Origin of the sequence: Streptomyces sp. CB02056 (assembly GCF_001905545.1) — a bacterium.
GTDB lineage: Bacteria > Actinomycetota > Actinomycetes > Streptomycetales > Streptomycetaceae > Kitasatospora.
In genome coordinates this window covers 227,584-254,117 of the sequence record NZ_LIPD01000011.1, presented here as the reverse complement: position 1 = coordinate 254,117, position 26,534 = coordinate 227,584, and the positions used below count along the sequence as shown (strand labels likewise).

Annotated in this window: 3 protein-coding genes; all 3 read left to right on the top strand. The window is 77.2% G+C overall.

Going from position 1 to position 26,534, the window contains the following annotated elements; genetic code table 11:
- The first annotated feature begins 18 nt into the window (after positions 1–18).
- The gene (locus AMK13_RS29110; RefSeq protein ID WP_079272579.1) at positions 19–9,462 is read left to right on the top strand and encodes a type I polyketide synthase; all 9,444 of its coding nucleotides are present in this window, start codon (positions 19–21) and stop codon (positions 9,460–9,462) included.
- Between the two features lie 29 nt (positions 9,463–9,491).
- A complete protein-coding gene (locus AMK13_RS29105) occupies positions 9,492–21,002 on the top strand; it encodes a type I polyketide synthase (protein WP_074004762.1) in 11,511 nt (3,836 codons plus the stop codon).
- Between the two features lie 142 nt (positions 21,003–21,144).
- Positions 21,145–26,532, top strand: a complete 5,388-nt coding sequence (locus tag AMK13_RS29100) for a type I polyketide synthase (protein WP_074004761.1) — start codon at positions 21,145–21,147, stop codon at positions 26,530–26,532.
- The last annotated feature ends 2 nt before the right edge of the window (positions 26,533–26,534 follow it).

Sequence of the window (26,534 nt, the reverse complement as noted above, 5' to 3'; positions counted from 1 at the left end):
GATGTACGGAGATTTGTGATGAACGCAGCACCCCAGGAAGTCGTCGCGGCACTCCGGGATTCCCTCAAGGAGATCCAGCGGCTGCGCCGGGAGAACCGGCAGCTGGTGGATGCCGGCCGCGAGCCGATCGCGATCGTCGGCATGGCCTGCCGCTACCCCGGCGAGGTGACCTCGCCCGAGGAGCTCTGGCAGCTGGTCGACGGGGGTGTGGACGCGATCTCCGGCTTCCCGGTCAACCGGGGCTGGGACGTCGAGGCGCTGTACGACCCCGACCCGCGGACGCCGGGCACCAGCTACGTCCGCGAGGGCGGCTTCCTGCACCGGGCCGACGAGTTCGACCCGGCGTTCTTCGGGATCAGCCCGCGTGAGGCGCTGGCCATGGACCCGCAGCAGCGGCTGCTGCTGGAGACCTCCTGGGAGGCCTTCGAGCGGGCCGGGATCGCGCCGACCTCGGTGCGCGGCAGCCGGGTCGGGGTGTTCGCCGGTATCGCCACCGCCGACTACGCGGCCCGCTTCCAGTCCGTCCCCGAGGAGGTGGAGGGCTACCTGGGCAACGGCAGCGCCGGCAGCGTGGCCTCCGGCCGGGTGGCGTACGCGCTGGGCCTGGAGGGCCCGGCCGTCACCGTGGACACCGCCTGCTCCTCCTCGCTGGTGGCGCTGCACCTGGCGAGCCAGGCCCTGCGCTCCGGCGAGTGCTCGCTGGCCCTGGCCGGCGGCGTCACGGTGCTCTCGACCCCGGCCGGGTTCGTGGAGTTCAGCCGCCAGCGCGGGCTGGCGCCGGACGGCCGCTGCAAGTCCTTCGCCGCCGCCGCGGACGGCACGGCCTGGGGCGAGGGCGTCGGCATGCTGCTGCTGGAGCGGCTCTCCGACGCCCGGCGCAACGGGCACCCGGTGCTGGCGCTGGTCCGCGGCTCGGGCATCAACCAGGACGGTGCGAGCAGCGGGCTGACCGCGCCGAACGGTCCCGCCCAGCAGCGGGTGATCCGGCAGGCGCTGGAGAGCGCCGGGCTGGCGGCCGACGAGGTGGACGTGGTGGAGGCGCACGGCACCGGCACCACCCTCGGCGACCCGATCGAGGCCCAGGCGCTGCTGGCCGCCTACGGCCAGGACCGCGAACGGCCGCTGCTGCTGGGCTCGTTGAAGTCCAACATCGGCCACACCCAGGCCGCCGCCGGGGTCGGCGGCATCATCAAGATGGTCGAGGCGATGCGCCGGGGCACCGTCCCGCGCACCCTGCACGTGGACGAGCCGACGCCCGAGGTGGACTGGACGGCCGGGTCGGTCGAGCTGGTCACCGAGGCCCGGGACTGGCCGCAGACCGGCCGCCCGCGCCGGGCCGGGGTCTCCTCCTTCGGCGTCAGCGGCACCAACGCCCACGTCATCGTCGAGCAGGCGCCGGAGGCCCCGGCCGACCCGGAGGCCGAGGCGCCGGCCGGGACGGCGCCCGCGCTCGCCCCGCACCTGCTGTCGGCGAAGACCGTCCCCGCGCTGCGGGAGCAGGCCGCCCGGCTGCGCGCCCGGCTGGACGCGGACCCCGGGCTGGACCTCACCGACCTGGCCTACTCGCTGGCCACCGGCCGCGCGCGGTTCGCCCACCGGGCCGCCGTGGTCGCCGCGGACCGCGCCGAACTCGCCGCCGGACTGGCCGCGGTGGCCGAGGGCGACGGGATCACGGCGGCGACGACCGGCAAGACCGCGTTCCTGTTCACCGGCCAGGGCGCCCAACGCGTGGGCATGGGCAGCGAGTTGTACGCGGCATTCCCGGCGTTCGCGGCGGCGTTCGACGAGGTCTGCGCCGAGCTGGACCGGCACCTGGAGCGACCACTGCGCGAGGTGATCGCCGAGGGCGGCGAACTCCTGGACCGTACGGGCTGGACCCAGCCCGCGCTGTTCGCCGTCGAGGTGGCGCTCTACCACCTGGTCGAATCCTGGGGCGTGCGCCCGCACTTCCTGGCCGGCCACTCGATCGGCGAGGTCGCGGCCTTCCACGTGGCCGGTGTGCTGTCCCTGCCGGACGCCGCCCGCCTCATCACCGCCCGCGCCCGTCTGATGGAGCACCTCCCCACCGGCGGCGCCATGGTGGCGCTCCGGGCCACGGAGGACGAGGTCCTGCCCCTGCTCACCGAGCGGGTCTCGATCGCCGCCGTCAACAGCCCCCGCTCCCTTGTCATCGCCGGTGACGCCACCGAAGTCCGGGCCGTCGCCGCACAGTTCGACAAGGCCCGCGACCTGCGCGTCAGCCACGCCTTCCACTCCCCGCTCATGGAACCGATGCTCGACGAGTTCCGCGACGTCCTCACCGAGCTGACCTACCACGCCCCCGCCATCCCGATCGTCTCCACCCTCACCGGCGAACCCGCCACCACCGAGCAACTCACCGACCCCGACTACTGGATCCGCCACGCCCGCCACACCGTCCGCTTCCACGACGCCGTGGAGACGCTGCTGGCGGAGGGCGTCACCACCTTCCTGGAGCTCGGCCCCGACGCCGTGCTCACCGCCATGGGCCGGGACCACGGCGACGACGCCGACGAGGCCTTCGTGCCGGTGCTGCGGCGCGACCGGGCCGAGGTGCGGACCGCCGTGTCCGCCGTGGCGGCGCTGCACGGGCGCGGGGTGCGGGCCGACTGGGCGGCGTTCTTCGCCGGTTCCGGCGCGCGCCGGGTCGACCTGCCCACCTACGCCTTCCAGCGCCGCCGCTTCTGGCTGGACGCCGCGCCCGTCGCGGGCGCCGCCGACCCGGCGGACGCCTCCTTCTGGGCCGCCGTCGAGCAGCAGGACCTGGCCGCCCTCGGTTCGAGCCTCCGGCTGGCCGAGGAGGAGCAGCGCTCGCTGGGCGACCTGCTGCCCGCGCTCTCCTCCTGGCGGCGCGAGCGCCAGGACCGTTCGCTGCTGGACTCCTGGCGCTACCGCGTCGAGTGGCAGCGGCTCGCCGACCCGGCCGCCCCGCCCGGGCTCTCCGGCGACTGGCTGGCCGTCCTGCCGGCCGGCTGGACGGAGGAGGGCACCGGCGGCGCGCTGTCCGCGCTGCGGGCCCGCGGCGCGCGGGTGCTGACCGTCGCGGCGGCCGAGGGCGAGGACTGCGCCGGGCTGGCCGCCCGGCTGCGGGCCGCCGCCGGGGAGCGGCAGCCGGACGGCGTGCTCTCCCTGCTGGCCCTGGACGAGCGGGAGGCGCGGCCCGGGGTGCCGGCCGCGCTGCCCGACACCGTGCTGCTGCTGAACGCCCTGGACGAGGCCGGGCTGGACGCGCCGCTGTGGTGCGCGACCCGGGGCGCGGTGGCGGCCGGGACGGGCGACCGGGTCAGCCCCGCGCAGGCGCAGCTGTGGGGCCTGGGCCGGGTGGCGGCGCTGGAGTGCCCGGTGCGCTGGGGCGGCCTGGTCGATCTGCCGGAGACGGTGGACGGCAAGGCGGCCGACCGGCTGGCCGCGGTACTGGCGGGCGGGTCCGGCGAGGACCAGGCCGCCGTCCGGGCGGACGGGCTGTACGCGCGCCGCCTGGTCCGGGCGGCCGGTGGCGCGGCGGGCCGCGAGTGGCGGCCGCGCGGCACCGTGCTGGTGACCGGCGGTACCGGCGCGCTGGGGGCCCGGATCGGGCGCTGGCTGGCCGCGAACGGCGCGGAGCACGTGGTGCTGACCGGCCGTCGGGGCGGTGCGGCCGCCGGGGCCGCCGCGCTGGAGGCCGAGCTGTCCGCGCTGGGCGCCCGGGTCACGGTGGCGGCCTGCGACGTCGCGGACCGCGCGGCGCTGGCCGGGCTGCTGGACGGGCTCGGCCCGCTGAGCGCCGTGGTGCACGCGGCCGGCTCGGGGGCGATGGGCCCGCTGCGCGAGCTCGACGCGGACGCGCTGGCCGCGTCCAGCGCCGCCAAGGTGACCGGAGCGGCGCACCTGGACGAGCTGCTGGACGGGCAGGAGCTGGACGCCTTCGTGCTGATGTCCTCCGTCGCCGGGGTCTGGGGCGGCGGCGGCCAGGCCGCGTACGGCGCGGCGAACGCGTTCCTGGACGCGCTGGCCGAGCAGCGCCGGGCGCGTGGCCTGACGGCCACCTCGGTGGCCTGGGGCCCGTGGGCCGGGGAGGGCATGTCGGCCGGTCAGGAGGGGCCGCTGCGGCGGATGGGCCTCGGCGCGCTGGCGCCGGACCTCGCGGTCGCGGCCCTGCGGCAGGCGCTGGACCTGGACGACACGGCCGTGACCGTCACCGAGGTCGACTGGTCGCGCTTCCACCCCGGTTTCACCGCCGTCCGGCCGAGCCCGCTGCTGGGCGCGCTGGCCGAGGTGCGGGAGCTGGAGCGCGCCGAGGAGCGGCCCGCGCCCGCCGACGACGCCGCCTCGGCGCTGCGCTCCGCCCTCGCCGGCCTGCCGGTCGCCGAGCGCTCCCGTTCCCTGGTGGAGCTGGTGAGCGGCCTGGCGGCGGAGGTCCTGGGCCACCCCACGGCCGACGGGATCGAGGTGGTCCGCCCGTTCCAGGAGCAGGGCTTCGACTCGCTGACGGCGGTGGAGCTGCGCGACCGGCTCGCCCGGTCGACCGGGGTGCGGCTGCCGAGCACCCTGCTGTTCGACCACCCGACCCCGGAGGCGGTGGCCGCCCGGCTGCTCGGCGAACTGCTCGGCGAGGACGGCTCGGCGGCCGCCCCCACCGCCGGCCCGGTGGACGCCGGGGAGCCGATCGCGATCATCGGGATGAGCTGCCGCTACCCCGGCGGGGTCGGCTCGCCCGAGGAACTGTGGCAGCTGGTCGCCCAGGGCCGGGACGCCGTCGGCGGCTTCCCGCAGGACCGCGGCTGGGACACCGCCGCGCTGTTCAGCGACGACCCCGAGCAGCCCGGCACCTGCTACGCCTCCGAGGGCGGCTTCCTGTACGACGCGGCCGGGTTCGACGCGGCGTTCTTCGGGATCAACCCGCGCGAGGCGCTGGCGACGGACCCGCAGCAGCGGCTGCTGCTGGAGACCTCCTGGGAGGCCTTCGAGCACGCGGGCGTGGACCCGGTGTCGGCGCGGGGCAGCCGGACGGGCGTCTTCACCGGCATCTCGTACCACGACTACGCGGCCCGCTTCAGCACCGTCCCGGAGGAGGTGGAGGGCTACCTGGGCAACGGCAGTTCGGCCAGCGTCGCCTCCGGCCGGATCGCCTACACCCTCGGCCTGGAGGGCCCGGCGGTGTCCGTGGACACGGCCTGCTCCTCCTCGCTGGTCGCCCTGCACCTGGCGGGCCAGGCCCTGCGCTCCGGCGAGTGCTCGCTGGCCCTGGCCGGCGGCGTCGCGGTGATGTCGACGCCGGGTTCGTTCATCGAGTTCAGCCGCCAGCGCGGGCTGGCGCCGGACGGGCGCTGCAAGGCGTTCGCCGAGGCCGCGGACGGCACCGGCTGGGGCGAGGGCGTCGGCATGCTGCTGCTGGAGCGGCTCTCCGACGCCCGGCGCAACGGGCACCCGGTGCTGGCGGTGCTGCGCGGCAGCGCCGTCAACCAGGACGGCGCCTCCAACGGCCTGACCGCGCCCAACGGCCCCTCCCAGGAGCGGGTGATCCGCCAGGCCCTCGACCGGGCCGGGCTGGCCGCCACCGAGGTCGACGTGGTGGAGGCGCACGGCACGGGCACGAGGCTGGGCGACCCGATCGAGGCCCAGGCGCTGCTGGCCACCTACGGCCAGGACCGTGAACGGCCGTTGCTGCTGGGCTCGTTGAAGTCCAACATCGGCCACACCCAGGCCGCGGCCGGGGTCGGCGGCGTGATCAAGATGGTCGAGGCGATGCGCCGGGGCACCGTCCCGCGCACCCTGCACGTGGACGCGCCGTCCTCGCAGGTGGACTGGTCGGCGGGCGCGGTGGAGCTGCTCACCGAGGCCCGGGACTGGCCGGAGACCGGCCGCCCGCGCCGGGCCGGCGTCTCCTCCTTCGGCGTCAGCGGCACCAACGCCCACGTCATCCTCGAACACGCCCCCGAGGAGCAGCCCGCCGAGGAGTCGGCCGAGGAGGCTCCCGCACCGGGCGCGCTCCCCTTCCTCCTCTCCGCCAAGACCGACCAGGCCCTGCGCGACCAGGCCCGCCGCCTGCGCGACCACCTGGACACCGAGGCCGCCTCGGCCGACCTCGGCCTCTCCCTCGCCGTCTCTCGCACACAGTTCGCCCACCGCGCGGCCCTGGTGGCCGCCGACCCGGACGGCCTGCGGGCCGGACTGGAGGCGCTCGCGGCCGGCGAAGCGGCCCCCGAGCTGGTGCGCGGCACCGTCTCCCCCGGCCGCACGGCCTTCCTCTTCACCGGCCAGGGCGCCCAACGCATGGGCATGGGCAGCGAGTTGTACGCGGCGTACCCGGTGTTCGCGGCGGCGTTCGACGAGGTCTGCGCCGAGCTGGACCGCCACCTGGAGCGCCCGCTGCGCGAGGTGATCGCCGAGGGCGGCGAACCCCTGGACCGTACGGGCTGGACCCAGCCCGCCCTGTTCGCCGTCGAGGTCGCCCTCTACCGCCTGGTCGAGTCCTGGGGCGTGCGGCCCGACTTCCTGGCCGGGCACTCCGTCGGCGAGCTGGCCGCCGCGCACGCGGCCGGGGTGCTGTCGCTGGCCGACGCCGCCACGCTGGTCGCCGCCCGCGGCCGGCTGATGGAGCGACTGCCCGCCGGCGGCGCGATGGTGGCCGTGGCGGCCGCCGAGGCCGAGGTGCTGCCGCTGCTCGGTGGCGAGGTGGCCGTGGCCGCCGTCAACGGCCCGCGCGCCACCGTGCTGGCGGGCCCGGAGGAGGCCGTCCTGCGGATCGCCGGGCAGCTCGCCGACGCCGGGCACCGCACCCGGCGGCTGCGGGTCAGCCACGCCTTCCACTCCCCGCTGATGGACCCGATGCTGGCGGAGTTCCGCGAGGTCGCGGCGGCGCTGACGTACCACAAGCCGCGGATCCCGGTGGTCTCCGGCACCGGCCGCCCGGTGGCCGCCGAGGAGCTGTGCACGGCGGAGTACTGGGTCGGCCAGATCCGTGCCGCCGTCCGCTTCGACGACGTGTTCCGGCGGCTGGCCGCCGACGGGGTGAGCCGGTACCTGGAGCTGGGCCCGGACGGCGTGCTGACCGCGATGGGCCAGGACTGCCTGGCCGGGACGGCGCCCGAGGGCGGCTTCGCCCTGCTGCCCGCGCTGCGCCGGGACCGGCCGGAGGCCGCGGCCCTGGTCCGGGCGGTCGGCGCGCTGCACACGCTCGGCGCGGAGGTGGACTGGCCGGCCTTCTTCGCCGCGGCCGGAGCCGCCGCTTCCCGCCGTGTGGAGCTGCCCACCTACGCCTTCCAGCGCGAGCGGTTCTGGCTGGACGGCCCCGCGCCGGCGGCCGACCCGGTGGACACCGCCTTCTGGGCGGCCGTCGAGCAGCAGGACCTGGCCGCGCTCGGCGCGAGCCTCCGGCTGGCCGAGGAGGAGCAGCGCTCGCTGGGCGAGGTGCTGCCCGCGCTGTCCTCCTGGCGCCACCGCAAGCGGGACGGCTCCCGGCTCGACTCCTGGCGCTACCGGGCGGGTTGGCAGCGGCTCCCGGAGCCGCGGGCCGACCGCCCGATGGGCACCTGGCTGGCCGTGCTGCCCGCCGGGGGCGCCCCGGCGGCCGTCGAGGGCGCCCTGGCGGCGCTGGAACGGCACGGCGCGGACCTGCTGCGGGTGACGGTCGCCCCGGACGGCCTCGACCGGAGCACCCTGGCGGGCCCGCTCCGGCAGGCCCTGGACGGCACGGCCCCGACCGGGGTGCTCTCGCTGCTGGCCCTCGCGGACGGCGCCGACGAGCACACCGTCACCTCCGGCGCCGTGGCACTGCTCCAGGCCCTCGGCGACCTCGCCCCGGACGCCCCGCTCTGGTGCGCGACCCGGGCCGGCGTGACGGTCGGCGGGCAGGTCGCGAGCCCGGCGCAGGCCGCGCTGTGGGGCCTGGGACGGGCCGCCGCGCTGGAGCACCCCGACCGCTGGGGCGGCCTGGTGGACCTGCCGGAGGAGTTCGACGGCCCGGCCGGGGACCGGCTGGCCGCGCTGCTGGCGGGCGGGTCCGGCGAGGACCAGGTCGCGGTGCGGCCCGACGGCCTGTACGGGCGGCGGCTGCTGCCCGCGCCGTCGGCCCGGCGCGGCGACGCGCCCGGCTGGGACCCGGAGGGCACGGTACTGATCACCGGCGGCACCGGCGCGCTCGGCGCCCGGCTGGCCCGCCACCTGGTCGCCGGGCACGGCGTCCGCCACCTGCTGCTCACCAGCCGCAGCGGGCCCGGGGCCCCGGGCGCGGCCGACCTGACCGCCGGACTCCGCGCCCTCGGCGCCACCGTGACCGTCACGGCCTGCGACGCCGCCGACCGCGACCGGCTCGCCGCGCTCCTCGCAGACATCCCGGCCGAGCACCCGCTCACCGCGGTGGTGCACGCCGCCGGGGTGCTCGACGACGGCGTGATCGACGCGCTGACCCCGGAGCGGCTGGCGACCGTCCTGCGGGCCAAGGCCGCCTCGGCCCGCCACCTGCACGAGCTGACCCTGGACCTGGAGCCGGCGGCCTTCGTGCTGTTCTCCTCCTTCAGCGGCACGCTCGGCGCCCCCGGGCAGGCCAACTACGCCGCCGCCAACGCCTACCTGGACGCCCTGGCCGAGCGGCGCGCGGCCCTCGGCCTGCCCGCCACCTCGGTGGCCTGGGGGCCGTGGGACGAGGGCGGCATGGCCGCCGGGGGCGAGGTGCTGGAGCGCGCCCGGCGCACCGGGGTGACCCCGCTGGCGCCGGAGTCGGGGCTGGCCGCCCTGGACGCCGCGCTGGCCCAGGGCGACACCGCGGTCGCCGTGGTGGACGTGGACTGGTCCCGGTTCGCGCCGGGGTTCGTCGCGGCCAGGCCCAGCCGGCTGCTCGCCGAGCTCCCGGCCGTCCGGGCACTGGCCCCGGAGCGGGACGGCCCGGCCGCCGCGGCCGAGGACGGGAACGCACTGGCGGCCAGGCTGGCCGGCGTCTCCGCGGCGGAGCGCGAACGCGTCCTGCTGGAGCTGGTCCGCCGGCTCACCGCCGAGGTGCTCGGGCACCGCGGGCCGGAGGCGGTGGAGCCCCGGAAGGGGTTCCTGGAGCTGGGGTTCGACTCGCTGACGGCGGTCGAGCTGCGCAACCGCCTCGGCGGCGCCACCGGCCTCCCGCTGCCCGCCACGCTGCTCTTCGACCACCCGGACCCGGTGGCGCTGGCCGCCCTGCTGGCGGGCCGGCTGGCCCCGGTGGAGGACACCGCCGGGGAACCGGACGTGTTCGCCGGGCTGGACGCGCTGGAGGCGGCGCTCACGGACGCCGGGCTGGACGACGAGGACGGCCGCCGGGTCACCGTCAGGCTGGAGACCCTGCTGGCCAAGTGGCGCGAGTTCAGGGGTGCAGGGGTGGCGGTCAGGGGTGTCCCGGCCCCGGGTGCGGCTGCCACTGTCGAGGCGGACCTCGAACTGCAAGCCGCATCGGTGGATGAGGTGCTCTCCCTGATAGATGCGGAATTCGGCCTCTGAGCGGACAACCGCTGCCTGGAAGGTGTGCAATGCCGACGGATGACAAGGTCGTCGATTACCTCAAGAAGGTGACCGCAGACCTGCGGCGGACGCGTCAGCGGGTCCGCGAGCTGGAGGCCGCGGAGCACGAGCCGATCGCGATCGTCGCGATGAGCTGCCGCTTCCCCGGCGACGTCGGGACACCCGAGGAGCTGTGGCGGCTGCTCGCCGACGGCCGTGACGCGGTCGGCGGGTTCCCCGCCGACCGCGGCTGGGACACCGACCGGCTGCTCGGCGGCAACGCCGACGGCACCGGCGCCTCGTACGTCCGCGAGGGCGCGTTCCTGTACGGGGCCTCGCGGTTCGACGCGGGGTTCTTCGGGATCAGCCCGCGCGAGGCGCTGGTCATGGACCCGCAGCAGCGGCTGCTGCTGGAGACCTCCTGGGAGGCCTTCGAGCGGGCCGGCATCGACCCGCGGTCGCTGCGCGGCAGCCGGACCGGCGTCTTCGCCGGCACCAACGGGCAGGACTACGCGGCGCTGGTGACCAGGGCCCCGGAGGCGGCCGAGGGGTACCTGGCGACCGGCATCGGCGCCAGCGTGGTCTCCGGCCGCATCTCCTACACCTTCGGTCTGGAGGGCCCGGCGGTCACCGTGGACACCGCCTGCTCCGCCTCACTGGTCTCCCTCCACCTCGCCGTCCAGGCGCTCCGCCAGGGCGAGTGCTCGCTCGCCCTGGCGGGCGGGGTCACGGTGATGTCGACCCCGCTGTCCTTCGTGGAGTTCTCCAAGCAGCGCGGGCTCGCCTCGGACGGGCGCTGCAAGGCGTTCGCCGAGGCCGCGGACGGCACCGGCTGGGGCGAGGGCGCCGGCATGCTGCTGCTGGAGCGGCTCTCCGACGCCCGCCGCAACGGGCACCCGGTGCTCGCGGTGGTCCGCGGCAGCGCCGTCAACCAGGACGGCGCGTCCAGCGGTCTGACCGCCCCCAACGGCCCCTCCCAGCAGCGGGTCGTCCGCCAGGCCCTGGAGAACGCCCGACTCTCCACCACCGACGTGGACGCCGTCGAGGCGCACGGCACCGGCACCCGGCTCGGCGACCCGATCGAGGCCCAGGCCCTGCTCGCCACCTACGGCCAGGACCGCGAACGGCCGCTGCTGCTCGGCTCGGTGAAGTCCAACATCGGCCACACCCAGGCCGCCGCCGGGGTGGCCGGCGTGATGAAGATGGTGCTGGCCATGCGGCACGGCCTGCTGCCGCGGACCCTGCACGTGGACGCGCCGTCCTCGCAGGTGGACTGGACGGCCGGGTCGGTGGACCTGCTCACCGAGGCCCGGGAGTGGCCGGAGACCGGCCGCCCGCGCCGGGCCGGCGTCTCCTCCTTCGGCGTCAGCGGCACCAACGCCCACGTCATCCTCGAACAGGCCCCCGAGGAGCAGCCCCCGCCAGCCGCACCGACCGGGCACGGCGCCCTGCCGTTCCTCCTCTCCGCCAAGACCGACCAGGCGCTGCGCGACCAGGCCCGCCGCCTGCGCGACCACCTGGACACCGAGGCAGCCTCGGCCGACCTCGGCCTCTCCCTCGCCGTCTCCCGCACGCAGTTCGCCCACCGCGCGGCCGTGGTCGCCGCGGACGGCGCCGAACTGGCCGCCGCCCTGGAGGCGTTCGCGGCCGGCGAGGAGCCCGCCCGACTGGTCTCCGGCACGGCCGACGTGACCGGCAAGACCGTCTTCGTCTTCCCCGGCCAGGGCTCGCAGTGGGCCGGCATGGCCGTCGAACTCCTCGACAGCGAGCCGGTGTTCGCCGCGCGGATCACCGAATGCGCCGACGCGCTGGCCGAGTTCACCGACTGGAACCTCCTCGACGTCCTGCGCGGCACCGAGGGCGCCCCCGGCTACGACCGGGTGGACGTCGTCCAGCCCGCGCTGTGGGCCGTCATGGTCTCCCTCGCCGCCCTCTGGCAGGCCCACGGCGTCCAGCCCGACGCCGTCATCGGCCACTCCCAGGGCGAGATCGCCGCCGCCACCGTCGCCGGCGCCCTCACCCTCCAGGACGGCGCCCGCATCGTCGCCCTCCGCTCCCAGGCCATCACCGCCATCGCCGGAAACGGCGGCATGGTCTCCATCGCCCAACCCGCCGAGGACATCGACCTCACCCCCTGGCACGACCGGATCTCCGTCGCCGCCGTCAACGGCCCCAGCTCCACCGTCGTCGCCGGAGACGCCGACGCCCTCGACGAGCTCCAGGCCGCCCTCGACGCCCGGGGCGTCCACGCCCGCCGCGTCCCTGTCGACTACGCCTCGCACTCCGCCCACGTCGAGCGGATCCAGGACGAGCTGCTCACCCTGCTTGCCCCGATCGCCCCCCGGACCTCCGAGGTGCCGTTCTACTCGACCGTGGACGACGCCTGGCTGGACACCGTCCGGCTGGACGCCGCGTACTGGTACCGCAACCTGCGCCGGACCGTCCGGCTGGAGGAGGCCGTCCGCGCCCTCGCCGCCGACGGCCACGCCTTCTTCGTCGAGGTCAGCCCGCACCCGGTGCTCGCCTCCGCCGTGCAGGACACCCTGGACGCCGCCGAGGCCACCGCCGTCGCGGCCGGCACCCTGCGCCGCGACCACGGCGGCCCCGCCCGGTTCCGTTCGGCGCTCGCCGCCCTGCACGTCCGGGGGCGCACGGTCGACTGGCCGGCCGTCTTCCCCGGCGCGCGGCGGACCGACCTGCCCACCTACCCCTTCCAGCACGAGCGGTACTGGCTGGAGGCCACCGCCTCCGGCGGGGACGCCGTCGACCTCGGCCTCGGCTCCGCCGACCACCCGCTGCTCGGCGCCTCGCTCACCCTCGCCGACGACGACGGCCTGCTGCTCACCGGCCGGCTCTCGCTGCGCACCCACCCCTGGCTGGCCGACCACGCCGTGCTCGGCTCGGTCCTACTGCCGGGCACCGCCTTCCTCGACCTGCTCGTCCACGCGGGCGACCAGGCCGGCTGCGACCGGGTCGACGAACTCGCCCTGGAGAGCCCGCTGGTGCTCCCGGAGACCGGCGGGATCGCCCTCCAGGTGCGGGTCGGCCCGGCCGACGAGAGCGGCCGGCGCGAGGTCACCGTCCACTCCCTCCGGGAGGACGCGCCGCTGGACGCGCCCTGGGTCCGGCACGCCAGCGGCTGGCTCGCCCAGGCCGCCGCACCGGCCGCCGCCGAGGACCTGACGGCCTGGCCCCCGGCCGGCGCCACCGCCGTCGACCTGGACGGCTACTACGAGCGGCTGGCCGCGGGCGGTCTCGGCTACGGCCCGGCCTTCCGCGGTCTGCGGGCCGCCTGGCTGGACGGCGACGACATCTACGCCGAGGTCCGGCTGCCCGAGGAGCAGCGCTCCCGGGCCGAGCGCTTCGGACTGCACCCGGCGCTGCTGGACGCCGCCCTGCACGCGCTGGGCTGCGCCGTGGACGGCGGCGAGGGCCTGAACCTGCTGCCGTTCGCCTGGAGCGGGGTGACCCTGCACGCCTCCGGCGCGGCCGAGCTGCGCGTGCGGCTCAGCCGCACCGGCCGGGACAGCGTCTCGCTGCTGGTCGCCGACCGGTCCGGCGCCCCGGTGGCCACCGCCGACTCCTTCGTGCTGCGCCCGATCGGCGCCGCCGGCACGACCGCCCGGCCCGCCACCCCCGACTCGCTGTTCCGGATCGACTGGACCGCCGTCCCGCTGCCCGAGGACACCGTCGAGCCGTACCGGACCGACGGCCTGGACGCGCTGCCCGCCGAGGTGCCGGCCACCGTCCTGGTGCCGGTCGACGCGCCGGCCGACGGCGGCACCGCCGAGCAGGCCCGGGCCGTCACCCACCGGGTGCTGGAGCTGCTGCAGACCTGGCTGGCCGAGGACCGCTTCGCGGGGTCCCGGCTGGTCCTGGCCACCAGCGGCGCGGTCGCCGCCCACCCCGGCGAGGCCGTCACCGCCCTGGCCTGCGCCCCGCTCTGGGGCCTGGTCCGCTCCGCGCAGTCCGAGAACCCGGACCGGATCGTCCTGGTCGACCTGGACGGCACCGCCGCCTCGGCCGCCGCGCTGCCCGCCGCCCTCGCCACCGGAGAGCCCCAACTCGCCCTGCGCGAGGGGACGGTGCTGGCCGCGCGGCTGGCCCGCGCGGCCACCTCCGGCGCGCTCACCCCGCCCGCCGGCGAGCCCTGGCGGCTGGACACCACCGGCCGCGGCACCCTGGACAACCTCGTCCTGGCCGGCTGTCCGGACACCCTGGAGCCGCTCGCCCCCGGCCACGTCCGGGTCGCCCTGCGGGCCGGCGGCCTCAACTTCCGCGACGTGCTCAACGCGCTCGGCATGTACCCCGGCCAGGCCGGCCTGCTCGGCAACGAGGGCGCCGGCGTCGTCCTGGAGGTCGCCGGGGACGTCACCGCGCTCGCCCCCGGCGACCGGGTGATGGGCATGTTCGCCGGCTCCTTCGGCACCACCGCCGTCACCGACCACCGGCTGCTGGTCCGGATCCCCCGGGGCTGGGACTTCACCGAGGCCGCGTCCACCCCGATCGTCTTCCTCACCGCCTACTACGCGCTGAAGGACCTGGCCGGGCTGCGCCCCGGCGAGTCCGTCCTGGTGCACGCCGCCGCCGGCGGCGTGGGCATGGCCGCCGTCCAGCTCGCCCGCCACCTGGGCGCCGAGGTGTACGGCACCGCCAGCCAGGGCAAGTGGGACGCGCTGCGGCCGCTCGGCCTGGACGACGCCCACCTGGCCGGCTCCCGCACGCTGGACTTCGGCCGCGAGTTCCTGGCGGCCACCGGCGGCCGCGGCGTGGACGTCGTGCTCAACGCGCTGGCCGGGGAGTTCGTCGACACCTCGCTCGGCCTGCTGCCCCGCGGCGGCCGGTTCGTCGAGATGGGCAAGACCGACATCCGGGACGCCGAGGAGGTCGCCGCCCGGCACCCCGGCGTCGCCTACCGCGCCTTCGAGCTGTTCGAGGCCGGCCCGGAGCGGATCGCCGCGATGCTCGCCGAGCTGGTCGACCTGTTCGAGGCCGGCGTGCTGCGGCCGCTGCCGATCACCACCTGGGACGTCCGCCGCTCGGGCGACGCCTTCCGGTACGTCAGCCAGGCCCGGCACACCGGCAAGGTCGTGCTGACCGTGCCGCCCGCCCCCGACCCGGACGGCACCCTGCTGATCACCGGCGGCACCGGCACCCTCGGCTCCCTGCTCGCCCGCCACCTGGTCACCGAGCACGGCGTCCGCCACCTGCTGCTCACCAGCCGGACCGGCGCCGACGCCCCCGGCGCCGCCGAGCTCACCGCCGAACTCCGCGCCCTCGGCGCCACCGTGACCGTCGCCGCCTGCGACGCCGCCGACCGCGACCGGCTGGCCGCCGTCCTCGCGGAGGTCCCCGCCGCGCACCCGCTCACCGGCGTGGTGCACACCGCCGGGGTGCTCGACGACGGCGTGATCGGCTCGCTCACCCCGGAGCGGATCGACGCGGTGCTGCGGCCCAAGGTCGACGGCGCGCTCAACCTGCACGAGCTGACGCTCGACCGGGACCTGGCCTGCTTCGTCCTGTTCTCCTCCGCCGCCGGTGTGCTCGGCGGCGCGGGCCAGGGCGGCTACGCCGCCGCCAACACCTTCCTGGACGCCCTCGCCCAGCACCGCCGGGCCCGCGGCCTGGCCGGCTCCGCGCTCGCCTGGGGCCTGTGGGAGCAGCGCAGCAGCATGACCGGGCACCTGGACGCCCGGGACGTCGAGCGGATGAGCGAGGGCGGCATGACCCCGCTCGGCTCGGAGCTCGGCATGGCCCTGTACGACGCGGCCGCCCTGCTGGACGAGCCGCTGCTGCTGCCCGCCGACCTCGACCTGTCCGCCCGGCGCGGCCGGGGCCCCGTCCCGGCGCTGCTGCGCGGCCTGCTCCGGGCCCCGGCCCGGCGCAAGGCCGAGGCGGTGTCCGGGCCGAGCGGCTCGGCGCTGACCCGCAGGCTGGCCGCCCTCCCCGAGGCGGACCGTACGGAGCTGCTGCTGGACCTGGTCCGCGGCCACGCGGCCTCGGTGCTCGGGCACGGCTCGGCGGAGGCGATCGACGCGGACCGCGCGTTCAAGGACCTCGGCTTCGACTCGCTGACGGCGGTGGAGCTGCGCAACCGGCTCGGCACCGCGACCGGGCTGCGCCTGCCCGCCACCCTGGTCTTCGACCACCCGAGCCCGACCGCGCTCGGCCGCCACCTGCGCGCCCGGCTGCTCGACGAGCAGGCTCCGGCGACCGCGGGACCGGCCGCGGCCACCGGCGCGACGGCCCGGGACGGCGACCAGGACACCATCGCGATCGTCGCGATGGGCTGCCGCTACCCCGGCGGGGTCGGCTCGCCCGAGGACCTGTGGCGGCTGCTGCGGGCCGGCGGCGACGCGCTGACCGGCTTCCCGGCCGACCGCGGCTGGGAGCCCGGCGGCCAGGGCGGGTTCCTGCACGACGCGGCCGAGTTCGACGCGGCCTTCTTCGGGATCAGCCCGCGCGAGGCGCTCGCCATGGACCCGCAGCAGCGGCTGCTGCTGGAGACCTCCTGGGAGGCCTTCGAGCGGGCGGGCATCGACCCGGCCTCGGTGCACGGCACCCGGGTCGGCGTGTTCACCGGCACCAGCGGCCAGGACTACGCCTCGCGGCTGCGCCGCGTCCCCGGCGAGGTCGAGGGCTACCTGGGCAACGGCAGCGCGGCCAGCGTGATCTCCGGCCGGGTGGCGTACACCTTCGGGCTCGAAGGCCCGGCGATCACCGTGGACACCGCCTGCTCCTCCTCGCTGGTGGCGCTCCACCTGGCGGCGGCCGCGCTGCGCCGCGGCGAGTGCGACCTGGCGCTGGCCGGCGGTGTGGCCGTGATGTCGACGCCCGGCCTGTTCGCCGAGTTCGACCGCCAGGGCGGCATGTCGGCGGACGGCCGCTGCAAGGCCTTCGCCGCCTCCGCCGACGGTACGGGCTTCGCCGAGGGCGTGGGCGTGCTGCTGGTCGAGCGGCTGTCGGACGCCCGCCGCAACGGGCACCCGGTCCTCGCGGTCGTCCGGGCCACCGCGATCAACCAGGACGGCGCCTCCAACGGGCTCACCGCCCCCAACGGCCCGGCCCAGGAGCGGGTGATCCGCGAGGCGCTGGCCGCCGCCGACCTGGCTCCGGCCGAGGTCGACGCCGTCGAGGCGCACGGCACCGGCACCCGGCTCGGCGACCCGATCGAGGCCAACGCCCTCCTCGCCACCTACGGCCAGGGCCGCGAACTGCCGCTCCAACTGGGCTCGTTGAAGTCCAACATCGGGCACTCCCAGGCCGCGGCCGGGGTCGGCGGCATCATCAAGATGGTGCTGGCGATGCACCACGGGGTGCTCCCCCGCACCCTGCACGTGGACGAGCCCACCCCGCACGTCGACTGGACGGCCGGATCGGTGGAGCTGCTCACCGAGGAGCGGCAGTGGCCGGAGACCGGCCGCCCGCGCCGGGCCGGTGTCTCCTCCTTCGGGATCAGCGGCACCAACGCCCACGTCATCGTCGAGCAGGCCCCCGAGGAGCAGCCCCCGCCGGTCGCGCCGACCGGGCACGGCGCCCTGCCGTTCCTCCTCTCGGCCCGCTCCGAGCAGGCGCTTTCCGCCCAGGCCGAGCGGCTGGCCGCCTTCCTGGCCGAGCGCCCGGAGGCCGTCCTGCCGGACCTCGCCCACTCGCTGACCGCCGCCCGGGCGGCGCTGCCGCACCGCGGCGCGGTGGTCGCCCGGGACCGCGAGGGCCTGCTGGACGGCCTGGCGGCCCTGGCCGCCGGCCGCGGCCCGCGCGGCACCGCCGCGACTGGGAAGACCGCCTTCCTCTTCACCGGCCAGGGCGCCCAACGCCCCGGCATGGGCCGGGAGTTGTACGACACCTACCCGGAGTTCGCGGACGCCTTCGACGCCGTCTGCGCCGAGCTGGACCGGCACCTGGAGCGGCCGCTGCGCGAGGTGGTGTTCCAGCAGGGCGAGCTGCTCGACCGGACCGGCTGGACCCAGCCCGCCCTGTTCGCCGTCGAGGTCGCCCTCTACCGCCTGGTCGAATCCTTCGGCGCGCGGCCGGACTTCGTCACCGGCCACTCGGTCGGCGAACTGGCCGCGGCCCACGTCGCCGGGGTGCTGTCGCTGGCCGACGCGGCCGCGCTGGTCGCCGCCCGCGGCCGGCTGATGGAGCAACTGCCCGCCGGCGGTGCGATGGTGGCGGTCCGCGCCACCGAGGAGGAGGTCCGGCCGCTGCTCACCGGGCAGGTCTCGCTGGCCGCCGTCAACGGCCCCGAGGCCGTGGTGATCGCCGGACCGGAGGAGCCGGTGCTGGCCGTCGCCGCCGTGCTCGCCGAGCGCGGGCGCAGCACCCGGCGGCTGCGGGTCAGCCACGCCTTCCACTCCCCGCTGATGGACCCGATGCTGGCGGAGTTCCGCGCCGTCGCCGAGTCGCTGACCTACCACCAGCCGCGGATCCCGCTGCCGGCCGAGGCCACCGACCCCGAGTACTGGGTGCGGCACGTCCGCGAGGCCGTCCGCTTCCACGACACGCTGCTCGCGCTCGCCGAGCGGGGCGTCACCACCTTCCTGGAGCTGGGCCCGGACGCGGTGCTCACCGCGGCCGGCCGGGAGAGCCTGCCCGGCTCCGGGTTCGCGCTGATCGCCGCCCAGCGCCGGGACCGGCCCGAGGAGCAGTCCCTGGTCGAGGCGCTGGCCGCGCTGCGGCTGCGCGGTGCCGCGGTCGACTGGTCGCGGCTGCTGCCCGGCGCCCGCCGGACCGAGCTGCCCACGTACGCCTTCCAGCGCGAGCGGTACTGGCTGGAGGACGACGGGGGCCCGGTCGGCCTGGCCGGGGCCGGACTCGGCTCGCCGGAGCATCCGATGCTCGGCGCGATGGCCGAACTGGCCGACGGCACGGGCTTCCTGTTCACCGGTTCACTCTCCGAGCGGACCCACCCGTGGATCGCCGAGCACGGGGTGATGGGCCGCACCGTCGTCCCCGGCGTCGCCTACGCCGAGCTGGCCCTGCACGCCGCCGAGCAGGTGGGCTGCGACCGGGTCGAGGAGATCACCCACCTCGCGCCGCTGGTCCTGCCGCGCACCGGCAGCGTGCTGCTCCAGCTGCGGGTCGGCCCGGCCGACGCCGCGGGCCGGCGCCCGCTGGCCGTGCACTCGCGGCCGGAGGACGCCCCCGAGGGCGAGTGGACCCACCACGCCGACGCCGTGCTCGGCACCGGCGCCGGCGCCCCGGACTTCGACCTCCGGGCCTGGCCGCCGGCCGGCGCGGAGCAGGTCGACCTGACCGGCTTCTACCGGCGGGCCACCGAGACCGGCTTCGCCTACGGGCCGCTGTTCGCCGGCCTGACGGCGCTCTGGCGGCGCGGGGACGAGGTCTTCGCCGAGGTCGCGCTGCCCGAGGAGGGCCGTACGGCGGCCGCCCGGTTCGGCATCCACCCCGGCATGTTCGACGCGGTGCTCCAGGCGATGGCCGCCTCCACCCTGCTGGAGCGGATCTCCACCGACGAGGCCCCGCACGGCCGGCTGCCCTTCGCCTGGACGGGCGTCGAGCTGTACGCCTCCGGCGCCGCCACCGTCCGGGCCCGGCTCACCCCGGCCCGCGCCGGCGGGGTGGCCTTCGCCATCGCCGACGCCACCGGTGCGCCGGTCGCCTCGGTGGAGTCCCTGGTGATGCGTCCGGTCTCGCCGGAGGCGATCACCGGGGCCGGCACGGGCGGCCGGGACGCGCTCTACCGGGTCGAGCCGGCCGGGCTGCGGCTCCCGGCGGCCCCGGCCACGGCCGACTGGGCCGTGCTCGGCGAGCCGGCCTTCGGCCTGCCGGGCCGGCCGGACCTGGCCGCCTTCGACGCGGCCGCCCCGCACACCGTCCTGGTGCCCTGGACGGCCGAGGTGGCGGGCCCGCTCGCCGAGCGGGTGCACGCCGCCACCGGCCGGGCGCTGACCCTCCTCCAGGAGTGGCTCGCCGACCAGCGGTTCGCCGACTCCCGGCTGGTGTTCGTCACCCGGCACGCGGCCGGGGCCGACCTCCGGGACCTCGCGCACGCCCCGCTCTGGGGCCTGGTCCGCTCGGCCCAGGCCGAGCACCCCGGCCGGTTCGTCCTGGTCGACCTGGACGGGGACGAGGCCTCCGCCGCCGTCCTGCCCGCCGCGCTGGCCACCGACGAGCCCCAGCTGGTCGTCCGCCGGGGCACGGTCTCCGCGCCCCGGCTGGCCCGGGCCGGCGCCGGCGCCGACGCGACCGACGACGCCACCGCCCCGGCCCTGCGCCCGGACGGCACGGTCCTGGTCACCGGAGCCACCGGTGCGCTCGGCCGGCTGGTCGCCCGCCACCTGGTCACCGCGCACGGCGTCCGCCGCCTGCTGCTCACCAGCCGCGGCGGCCCCCGGGCCGAGGGCGCGGACGAGCTCACCGCCGCACTCACCGCGCTCGGCGCCGAGGTCACCCTCGCCGCCTGCGACGCGGCCGACCGGACGGCCCTGGCGGCGCTGCTCTCCGCGCACGACGTCACCGCCGTGGTGCACACCGCCGGGGTGCTCGACGACGGCGTGCTCGACGCGCTCACCCCCGAGCGGGTCGCCACCGTCCTGCGCCCCAAGGTCGACGGCGCGGTCAACCTGCACGAGCTGACGGCCGGCCGGGACCTGGACGCCTTCGTCCTGTTCTCCTCCGTCGCCGGGGTGCTCGGCGCCGCCGGCCAGGCCGGCTACGCCGCCGCCAACACCTTCCTGGACGCGCTCGCCCGCAGCCGCCGCGCCGACGGCCTGCCGGGCACCGCGATCGCCTGGGGCCCGTGGCAGCTCGACGACCCGGCGCACGCCGGCATGGCGGGCGGGCTCGGCAGGGCCGACCTCGGCCGGCTGGCCCGCGGCGGGATGGCGCCGCTCCAGGCGGAGCAGGGCCTGGAGCTGTTCGACGCCGCCCGGACCGGCGCCGACCCGCTGGCCGTCGCGGTCCGGCTGAACCCGGCCGCCTTCCGGGGCGGGGAGGTGCCGCCGATGCTGCGCGGCCTGGTCCGCGCCACCGGCCGACGGGCCGCCGAGACCGGCGCCGGCCAGGACCCGGCCCGCCGGATCGCCGGCCTCACCGGGGAGCACCGGACCCGGGCCCTGCTCGACCTGGTGCGCACCCAGGTGGCGGACGTGCTCGGACACGCCTCGGCGGAGTCCGTACAGGCCACCCGGGCGTTCAAGGAGATCGGCTTCGACTCGCTGACCGCCGTGGAGCTGCGCAGCCGGCTGCACGAGGCGACCGGGCTGCGGCTGCCGGCCACCCTGGTGTTCGACTACCCGACCCCGGCCGCGCTGGCCGGCTTCCTCGACGGTCGGCTGCCCCGGGAGGGAGCACCGCGGGAGGAGCCCGTCCTCGCCGAGCTGGACCGGCTGGAGGCCGCCCTGGAGCGGCGGCTGGCGGACGGCCACGCGCTCGACGGCCTGTCGCCGCGCCTGCGGGCCCTGCTCGACCGCCTGGACGGCCCGGCCGCCTCCGCGGCCGGCCTGGCCGGGGACGACAGCGACCTCGACGCCGCCTCCGACGACGAGCTCTTCGCCCTCGTCGACTCCCTGGACTGATCCAGGAACCCCCCGCGCCGCCGGGCCGGCCCCCTCCGGGGCACGGCCCGGCGGCCCCGGACACGCCCGGACGCGGCCGCGCCCCGCCCCGGAGCCGGACGACCCCGGCAGCCACCACTCCGCCGCAGGAAAGTGATCTGAGATGGCCAACGAAGACCAGCTTCGCGAGTACCTCAAGCGGGCGGTGGCCGATACCCGTAAGGCCCACCGGCGGCTCAAGGAGCTCGAGGACGAGCGCCACGAGCCGATCGCGATCATCGGCATGGCCTGCCGCTTCCCCGGCGGCGTGCGCAGCCCCGAGGGGCTGTGGCGGCTCCTGGTCGACGAGGCCGACGCGATCTCCGAGTTCCCGACCGACCGCGGCTGGGACCTCGACTCGGTGTACGACCCCGACCCGGGCGCCGCCGGCACCAGCTACACCCGCCACGGCGGCTTCCTGGACGGCGCGGCCGGCTTCGACGCGGGCTTCTTCGGCATCAGCCCCAACGAGGCGCTGGCGATGGACCCGCAGCAGCGGCTGCTGCTGGAGACCTCCTGGGAGGCCGTGGAACGCGCGGGCATCGACCCGCAGTCGCTGGCCGGCGGCCGGACCGGCGTCTTCGTCGGCACCACCTCGCAGCTGTACGGCACCGGTTCGGACATCCCGGAGGGCGTGGACCTGTACCTGGGCACCGGCACCACCTCCAGCGTCACCTCCGGCCGGATCGCCTACCACTTCGGCCTGGAGGGCCCGGCGGTCTCGGTCGACACCGCCTGCTCCTCCTCGCTGGTCGCGCTGCACTGGGCCGCCCGCTCGCTGCGCCAGGGCGAGTGCACCACCGCGCTGGCCGGCGGCGTGACGGTGATGTCCAACCCCGGCATGTTCGTGCTGTTCAGCCAGCAGAAGGGGCTGGCCCCGGACGGCCGCTGCAAGGCCTTCGCGGGCGCCGCCGACGGCACCGCGTGGAGCGAGGGCGTCGGCATGCTGATGCTGGAGCGGCTCTCCGACGCGCGCCGCAACGGGCACCGGGTGCTCGGCGTGATCCGCGGCAGCGCCGTCAACCAGGACGGCGCCAGCAACGGCCTGACCGCCCCCAACGGCCCCTCCCAGCAGCGGGTGATCCGGCACGCGCTGGCCGACGCCCGGCTGGCGGCGGCCGAGGTCGACGTGGTGGAGGCGCACGGCACCGGCACCACCCTCGGCGACCCGATCGAGGCCCAGGCGCTGCTCGCCACCTACGGCCAGGAGCGTGAACTCCCGCTGCTGCTGGGCTCGGTGAAGTCCAACATCGGCCACACCCAGTGCGCCGCGGGCGTGGCCGGGGTGATCAAGACGGTGCTGGCCATGCAGCACGGCGTGCTGCCCCGCACCCTGCACGTGGACGAGCCCACCCCGCACGTGGACTGGACGGCCGGGTCGGTCGACCTGCTCACCGAGGCGCGCGCGTGGCCGGAGACCGGCCGCCCGCGCCGGGCCGGCGTCTCCTCCTTCGGCGTCAGCGGCACCAACGCCCACGTCGTGCTGGAGCAGGCCCCGCCGGTCGAGGCTCCCTTGGTCGAGACCCCCTCGGCCGCGCCGACCGGCCCGGTCGCGCTGGCCTTCTCCGCCAAGAGCCCGGCCGCGCTCCGGGACCAGGGCGCGCGGCTGCGCGAGCTGCTCGCCGCCGACCCGGCGCTCATCCCCGCCGACCTCGCCTCCTCGCTGGCCTCGTCCCGCTCCGGCTTCGTCCACCGCGCGGCGGTGGTCGGCGCCACCACCGCCGAACTCCACGACGCCCTCGGGGACTTCGCCTCCGGTACGGCGGACGTCACCGGCCGGACGGTGTTCGTGTTCCCCGGGCAGGGCTCGCAGTGGGTCGGGATGGCCGTCGAACTCCTCGACAGCGAGCCGGTGTTCGCCGCCCGGATCGCCGAATGCGCCGACGCCCTCGCCGAGTTCACCGACTGGAACCTGATCGACATCCTGCGCGGCGCCGACGGCGCACCCGGCTACGACCGGGTCGACGTCGTCCAGCCCGCCCTCTGGGCCGTCATGGTCTCCCTCGCCACCCTCTGGCAGGCCCACGGCGTCCAGCCCGACGCCGTCATCGGCCACTCCCAGGGCGAGATCGCCGCCGCCACCGTCGCCGGCGCCCTCACCCTCCAGGACGGCGCCCGCGTCGTCGCCCTGCGCTCCCAAGCCATCACCGCCATCGCCGGAAACGGCGGCATGGTCTCCATCGCCCTCCCGGCCGAGGACATCGACCTCACCCCCTGGCAGGACCGGATCTCCGTCGCCGCCGTCAACGGCCCCACCTCCACCGTCGTCGCCGGAGACGCCGACGCCCTCGACGAACTCCTCGAACGCCTCACCACCGACGGCATCCGCGTCCGCCGCGTCCCCGTCGACTACGCCTCCCACTCGGCCCACGTCGAGCGGATCCAGGACGACCTGCTCACCGCCCTGGCCGACCTGCGCCCCCGGCCCCCGAAGGTCCCGTTCTGGTCCACCCTGGACAGCCGCTGGACCGACACCGCCGCCTTCGACGCCGCGTACTGGTACCGCAACCTCCGCCACCCGGTGCAGCTGGAGGAGGCCGTCCGCGCCCTGCTCGCCGAGGGCTTCACCACCTTCGTCGAGATCAGCCCCCACCCCGTCCTCACCCCCGGACTCCAGGAGACCCTGGACGAGGCGACCGCCCCCACCGTCGCCTGCGGCACGCTCCGCCGCGACCAGGGCGGGCTCGCCCGCTTCCTGGCCTCCGCCGCCGAACTCTGGGTGCGCGGCGTGGCGGTGGACCTCTCCGGCCGCTCGGCCGGCGCCCGCCCGGTCGACCTGCCCACCTACCCCTTCCAGCACGAGCGCTACTGGCTGGAGCCCTCCTCCGGCACCGGGGACGTCACCGCGGCCGGTCTCGGCGCCACCGACCACCCGCTGCTCGGCGCGGCCCTGCCGCTGGCCGAGGGCGACGGGGTGGTGCTCACCGGCCTGCTGTCGCTGCGCAGTCACCCGTGGCTGGCCGACCACGCCGTCTCCGGCACCGTCCTGCTGCCCGGTACGGCCTTCGTGGAGCTGGCCGTCCGCGCCGGTGACGAGGTCGGCTGCGGCCTGGTCGAGGACCTGGCCATCGAGGTCCCGCTGATCCTCCCCGAGCGCGGCGCCGTCGTCCTGCAGGCCGTGGTCGGCGCGGCCGACGAGTCCGGCCTGCGGCCGGTGGCCGTCTACGGCCGCCCCCAGGACGCCCCGCACGGCGAGCCGTGGACCCGGCACGCCGGCGGTCTGCTCGCCGCCGACGACGCCCAGGCCCCCGCCGAGAGCGGGCCCTGGCCGCCGGCCGGCGCCGCCCCCGTCGACCTGGACGGCTTCTACGACCGCCTGGAGCAGGCCGGTTACGGCTACGGCCCGGTGTTCCGGGGCCTGACCCGGGCCTGGCGGCTCGGCGAGCAGGTGCACACCGAGGTCCGGCTGCCGCGGCAGGCGCACGCCGACGCGGACCGCTTCGGCCTGCACCCCGCGCTGATGGACGCCGCCCTGCACGGCATGGGGCTGGCCCGCCGGGAGGGCGCGGCCGAGGGCAACGGCCTGCCGTTCGCCTGGAGCGGCGTCCGTCTGCACGGCACCGGCGCCACGGCGCTGCGGGTGACGGTCTCCCCCACCGGGCCGGACTCGGTGTCGCTGGCCCTGTTCGACGAGACCGGCGCCCCCGTCGCCTCGGTGGCCTCGCTGGCCGTCCGGACGATCTCCGCCGGTCAGCTGCGGGCCGCCCGGCGCGGGCAGCGGGACGCGCTCTTCCGGGTCGAGTGGACCCGGGTCGTGCCGGGCGACGGCGGGCGGGCGGAGCGCTGGGCGGTGCTCGGCGACGACCGGGCCGTCCCCGGGCTCCGGCTGGACGGCCTGGCCGGACTCGACCGCCTGGACTCCCTGGCCGGGGCCGCCTGCGGGCCGGAGGTCCTGCTCCTGCCCGCGCCGCCGGCGGACGGCGGGTCCCCGGCGGACGCCCACCGGGTGACCGGTGAAGTCCTCGGCCTGCTCCAGGAGTTCCTCGCCGACGAGCGGTTCGCCGGGACGCGGCTGGCCGTGCTGACCGGGGGCGCGGTCGCCGCCACCCCCGGCGACCCGGTGCCCGGCCTGGTCCACGCCCCGCTCTGGGGCCTGCTCCGCTCCGCGCAGGCGGAGCACCCCGACCGGTTCGTCCTGGTCGACCTCGACGGCACCGTCGACGCGGCCGCCGTCCTGCCCGCCGCGCTGGCCAGCGGCGAGCCGCAACTGGCCATCCGGGAGGGCGAGTTGTTCGCCCCCCGGCTGGTCCGGGCCACCCCGACCGCCGACCTCCGTCCGCTCGACCCGGCCGGGACGGTGCTGGTCACCGGCGGCACCGGCACCCTCGGCGCCCTGCTCGCCCGCCACCTCGTCACCGAACACGGCGCCCGCCACCTGCTGCTCACCAGCCGCAGCGGCCCCGACGCCCCCGGCGCCGCCGACCTCACCACCGAACTCACCGAACTCGGCGCCACCGTCACCGTCACCGCCTGCGACACCGCCGACCGCGACCGACTCGCCGCCACACTCGCCGACATCCCCACCGACCACCCCCTCACCGCCGTCGTCCACACCGCCGGCGTCCTCGACGACGCCGTGGTCGAGACCCTGACGCCCGAGGCCCTCGCCCGGGTGCTGCGGCCCAAGCTCGACGCCGCCGCGCACCTGGACGAGCTGACCGCGGAGCTGGACCTGGCCGCCTTCGTCCTGTTCTCCTCCGCCGCCGCCACCTTCAGCAGCCCCGGCCAGGGCAACTACGCCGCCGCCAACGCCTACCTGGACTCGCTCGCGGCCCGCCGCCGGGCGGCCGGGCGGCCGGCGCAGTCGCTCGCCTGGGGCCTGTGGGCGCAGCCCAGCGGCATGACCGGCCACCTGGGCGAGGCCGAGCTGGAGCGGATGAGCCGGGGCGGCACGGTGCCGCTGTCCGAGCGGGACGGGCTCGCCCTGTTCGACGAGGCGCTGGCCGTCCCCGCCCCGCTGGTGGTGCCGGCCGCGCTCGACCTCGCGGTGCTGCGCGGGCGGACCCCGGTGCCGCACCTGCTGCGCGCGCTGGTCCGGCCGGCCGCGCGGCGCGCCGCCCGGTCCCGTACCGGGGAGGACGGCGGCCGGCTGGCCGAACGGCTGGCCGCGCTCTCCGGGGCCGACCGCCGCCGTGCCGCGCTCGACCTGGTCCGGGCCCAGATCGCCGGGGTGCTCGGGCACTCCTCGGCCGAGCAGGTCGACCCCGAACTCCCGTTCAGCAAGCTCGGGTTCGACTCGGTGACGGCCGTGGAGCTGCGCAACCGGCTCTACCAGGCCTCCGGTCTGCGGCTGCCCGCGACGGCGGTCTTCGACTACCCGACGGCCGGCGCGCTGGCCGAGCGGATGCGGGCGCTGCTGCTGCCCGAGGCGGAGGCCGACGGCGGCACCGACGGCGGCACCGCCGAGGAGCAGGCCGCAGAGGAGGCCCGGGCGGCCGAGATCGACGGCATGGACATCACGGACCTGGTCGAACTGGCGCTGGGCACCTCGGTGGACCCCGCAGGCGTCTGAGG

Coding starts and splice junctions, on each gene's coding strand:
- AMK13_RS29110 (WP_079272579.1), top strand. CDS start 19: ATGAACGCAGCACCCCAGGAAGTCGTCGCGGCACTCCGGGATTCCCTC.
- AMK13_RS29105 (WP_074004762.1), top strand. CDS start 9,492: ATGCCGACGGATGACAAGGTCGTCGATTACCTCAAGAAGGTGACCGCA.
- AMK13_RS29100 (WP_074004761.1), top strand. CDS start 21,145: ATGGCCAACGAAGACCAGCTTCGCGAGTACCTCAAGCGGGCGGTGGCC.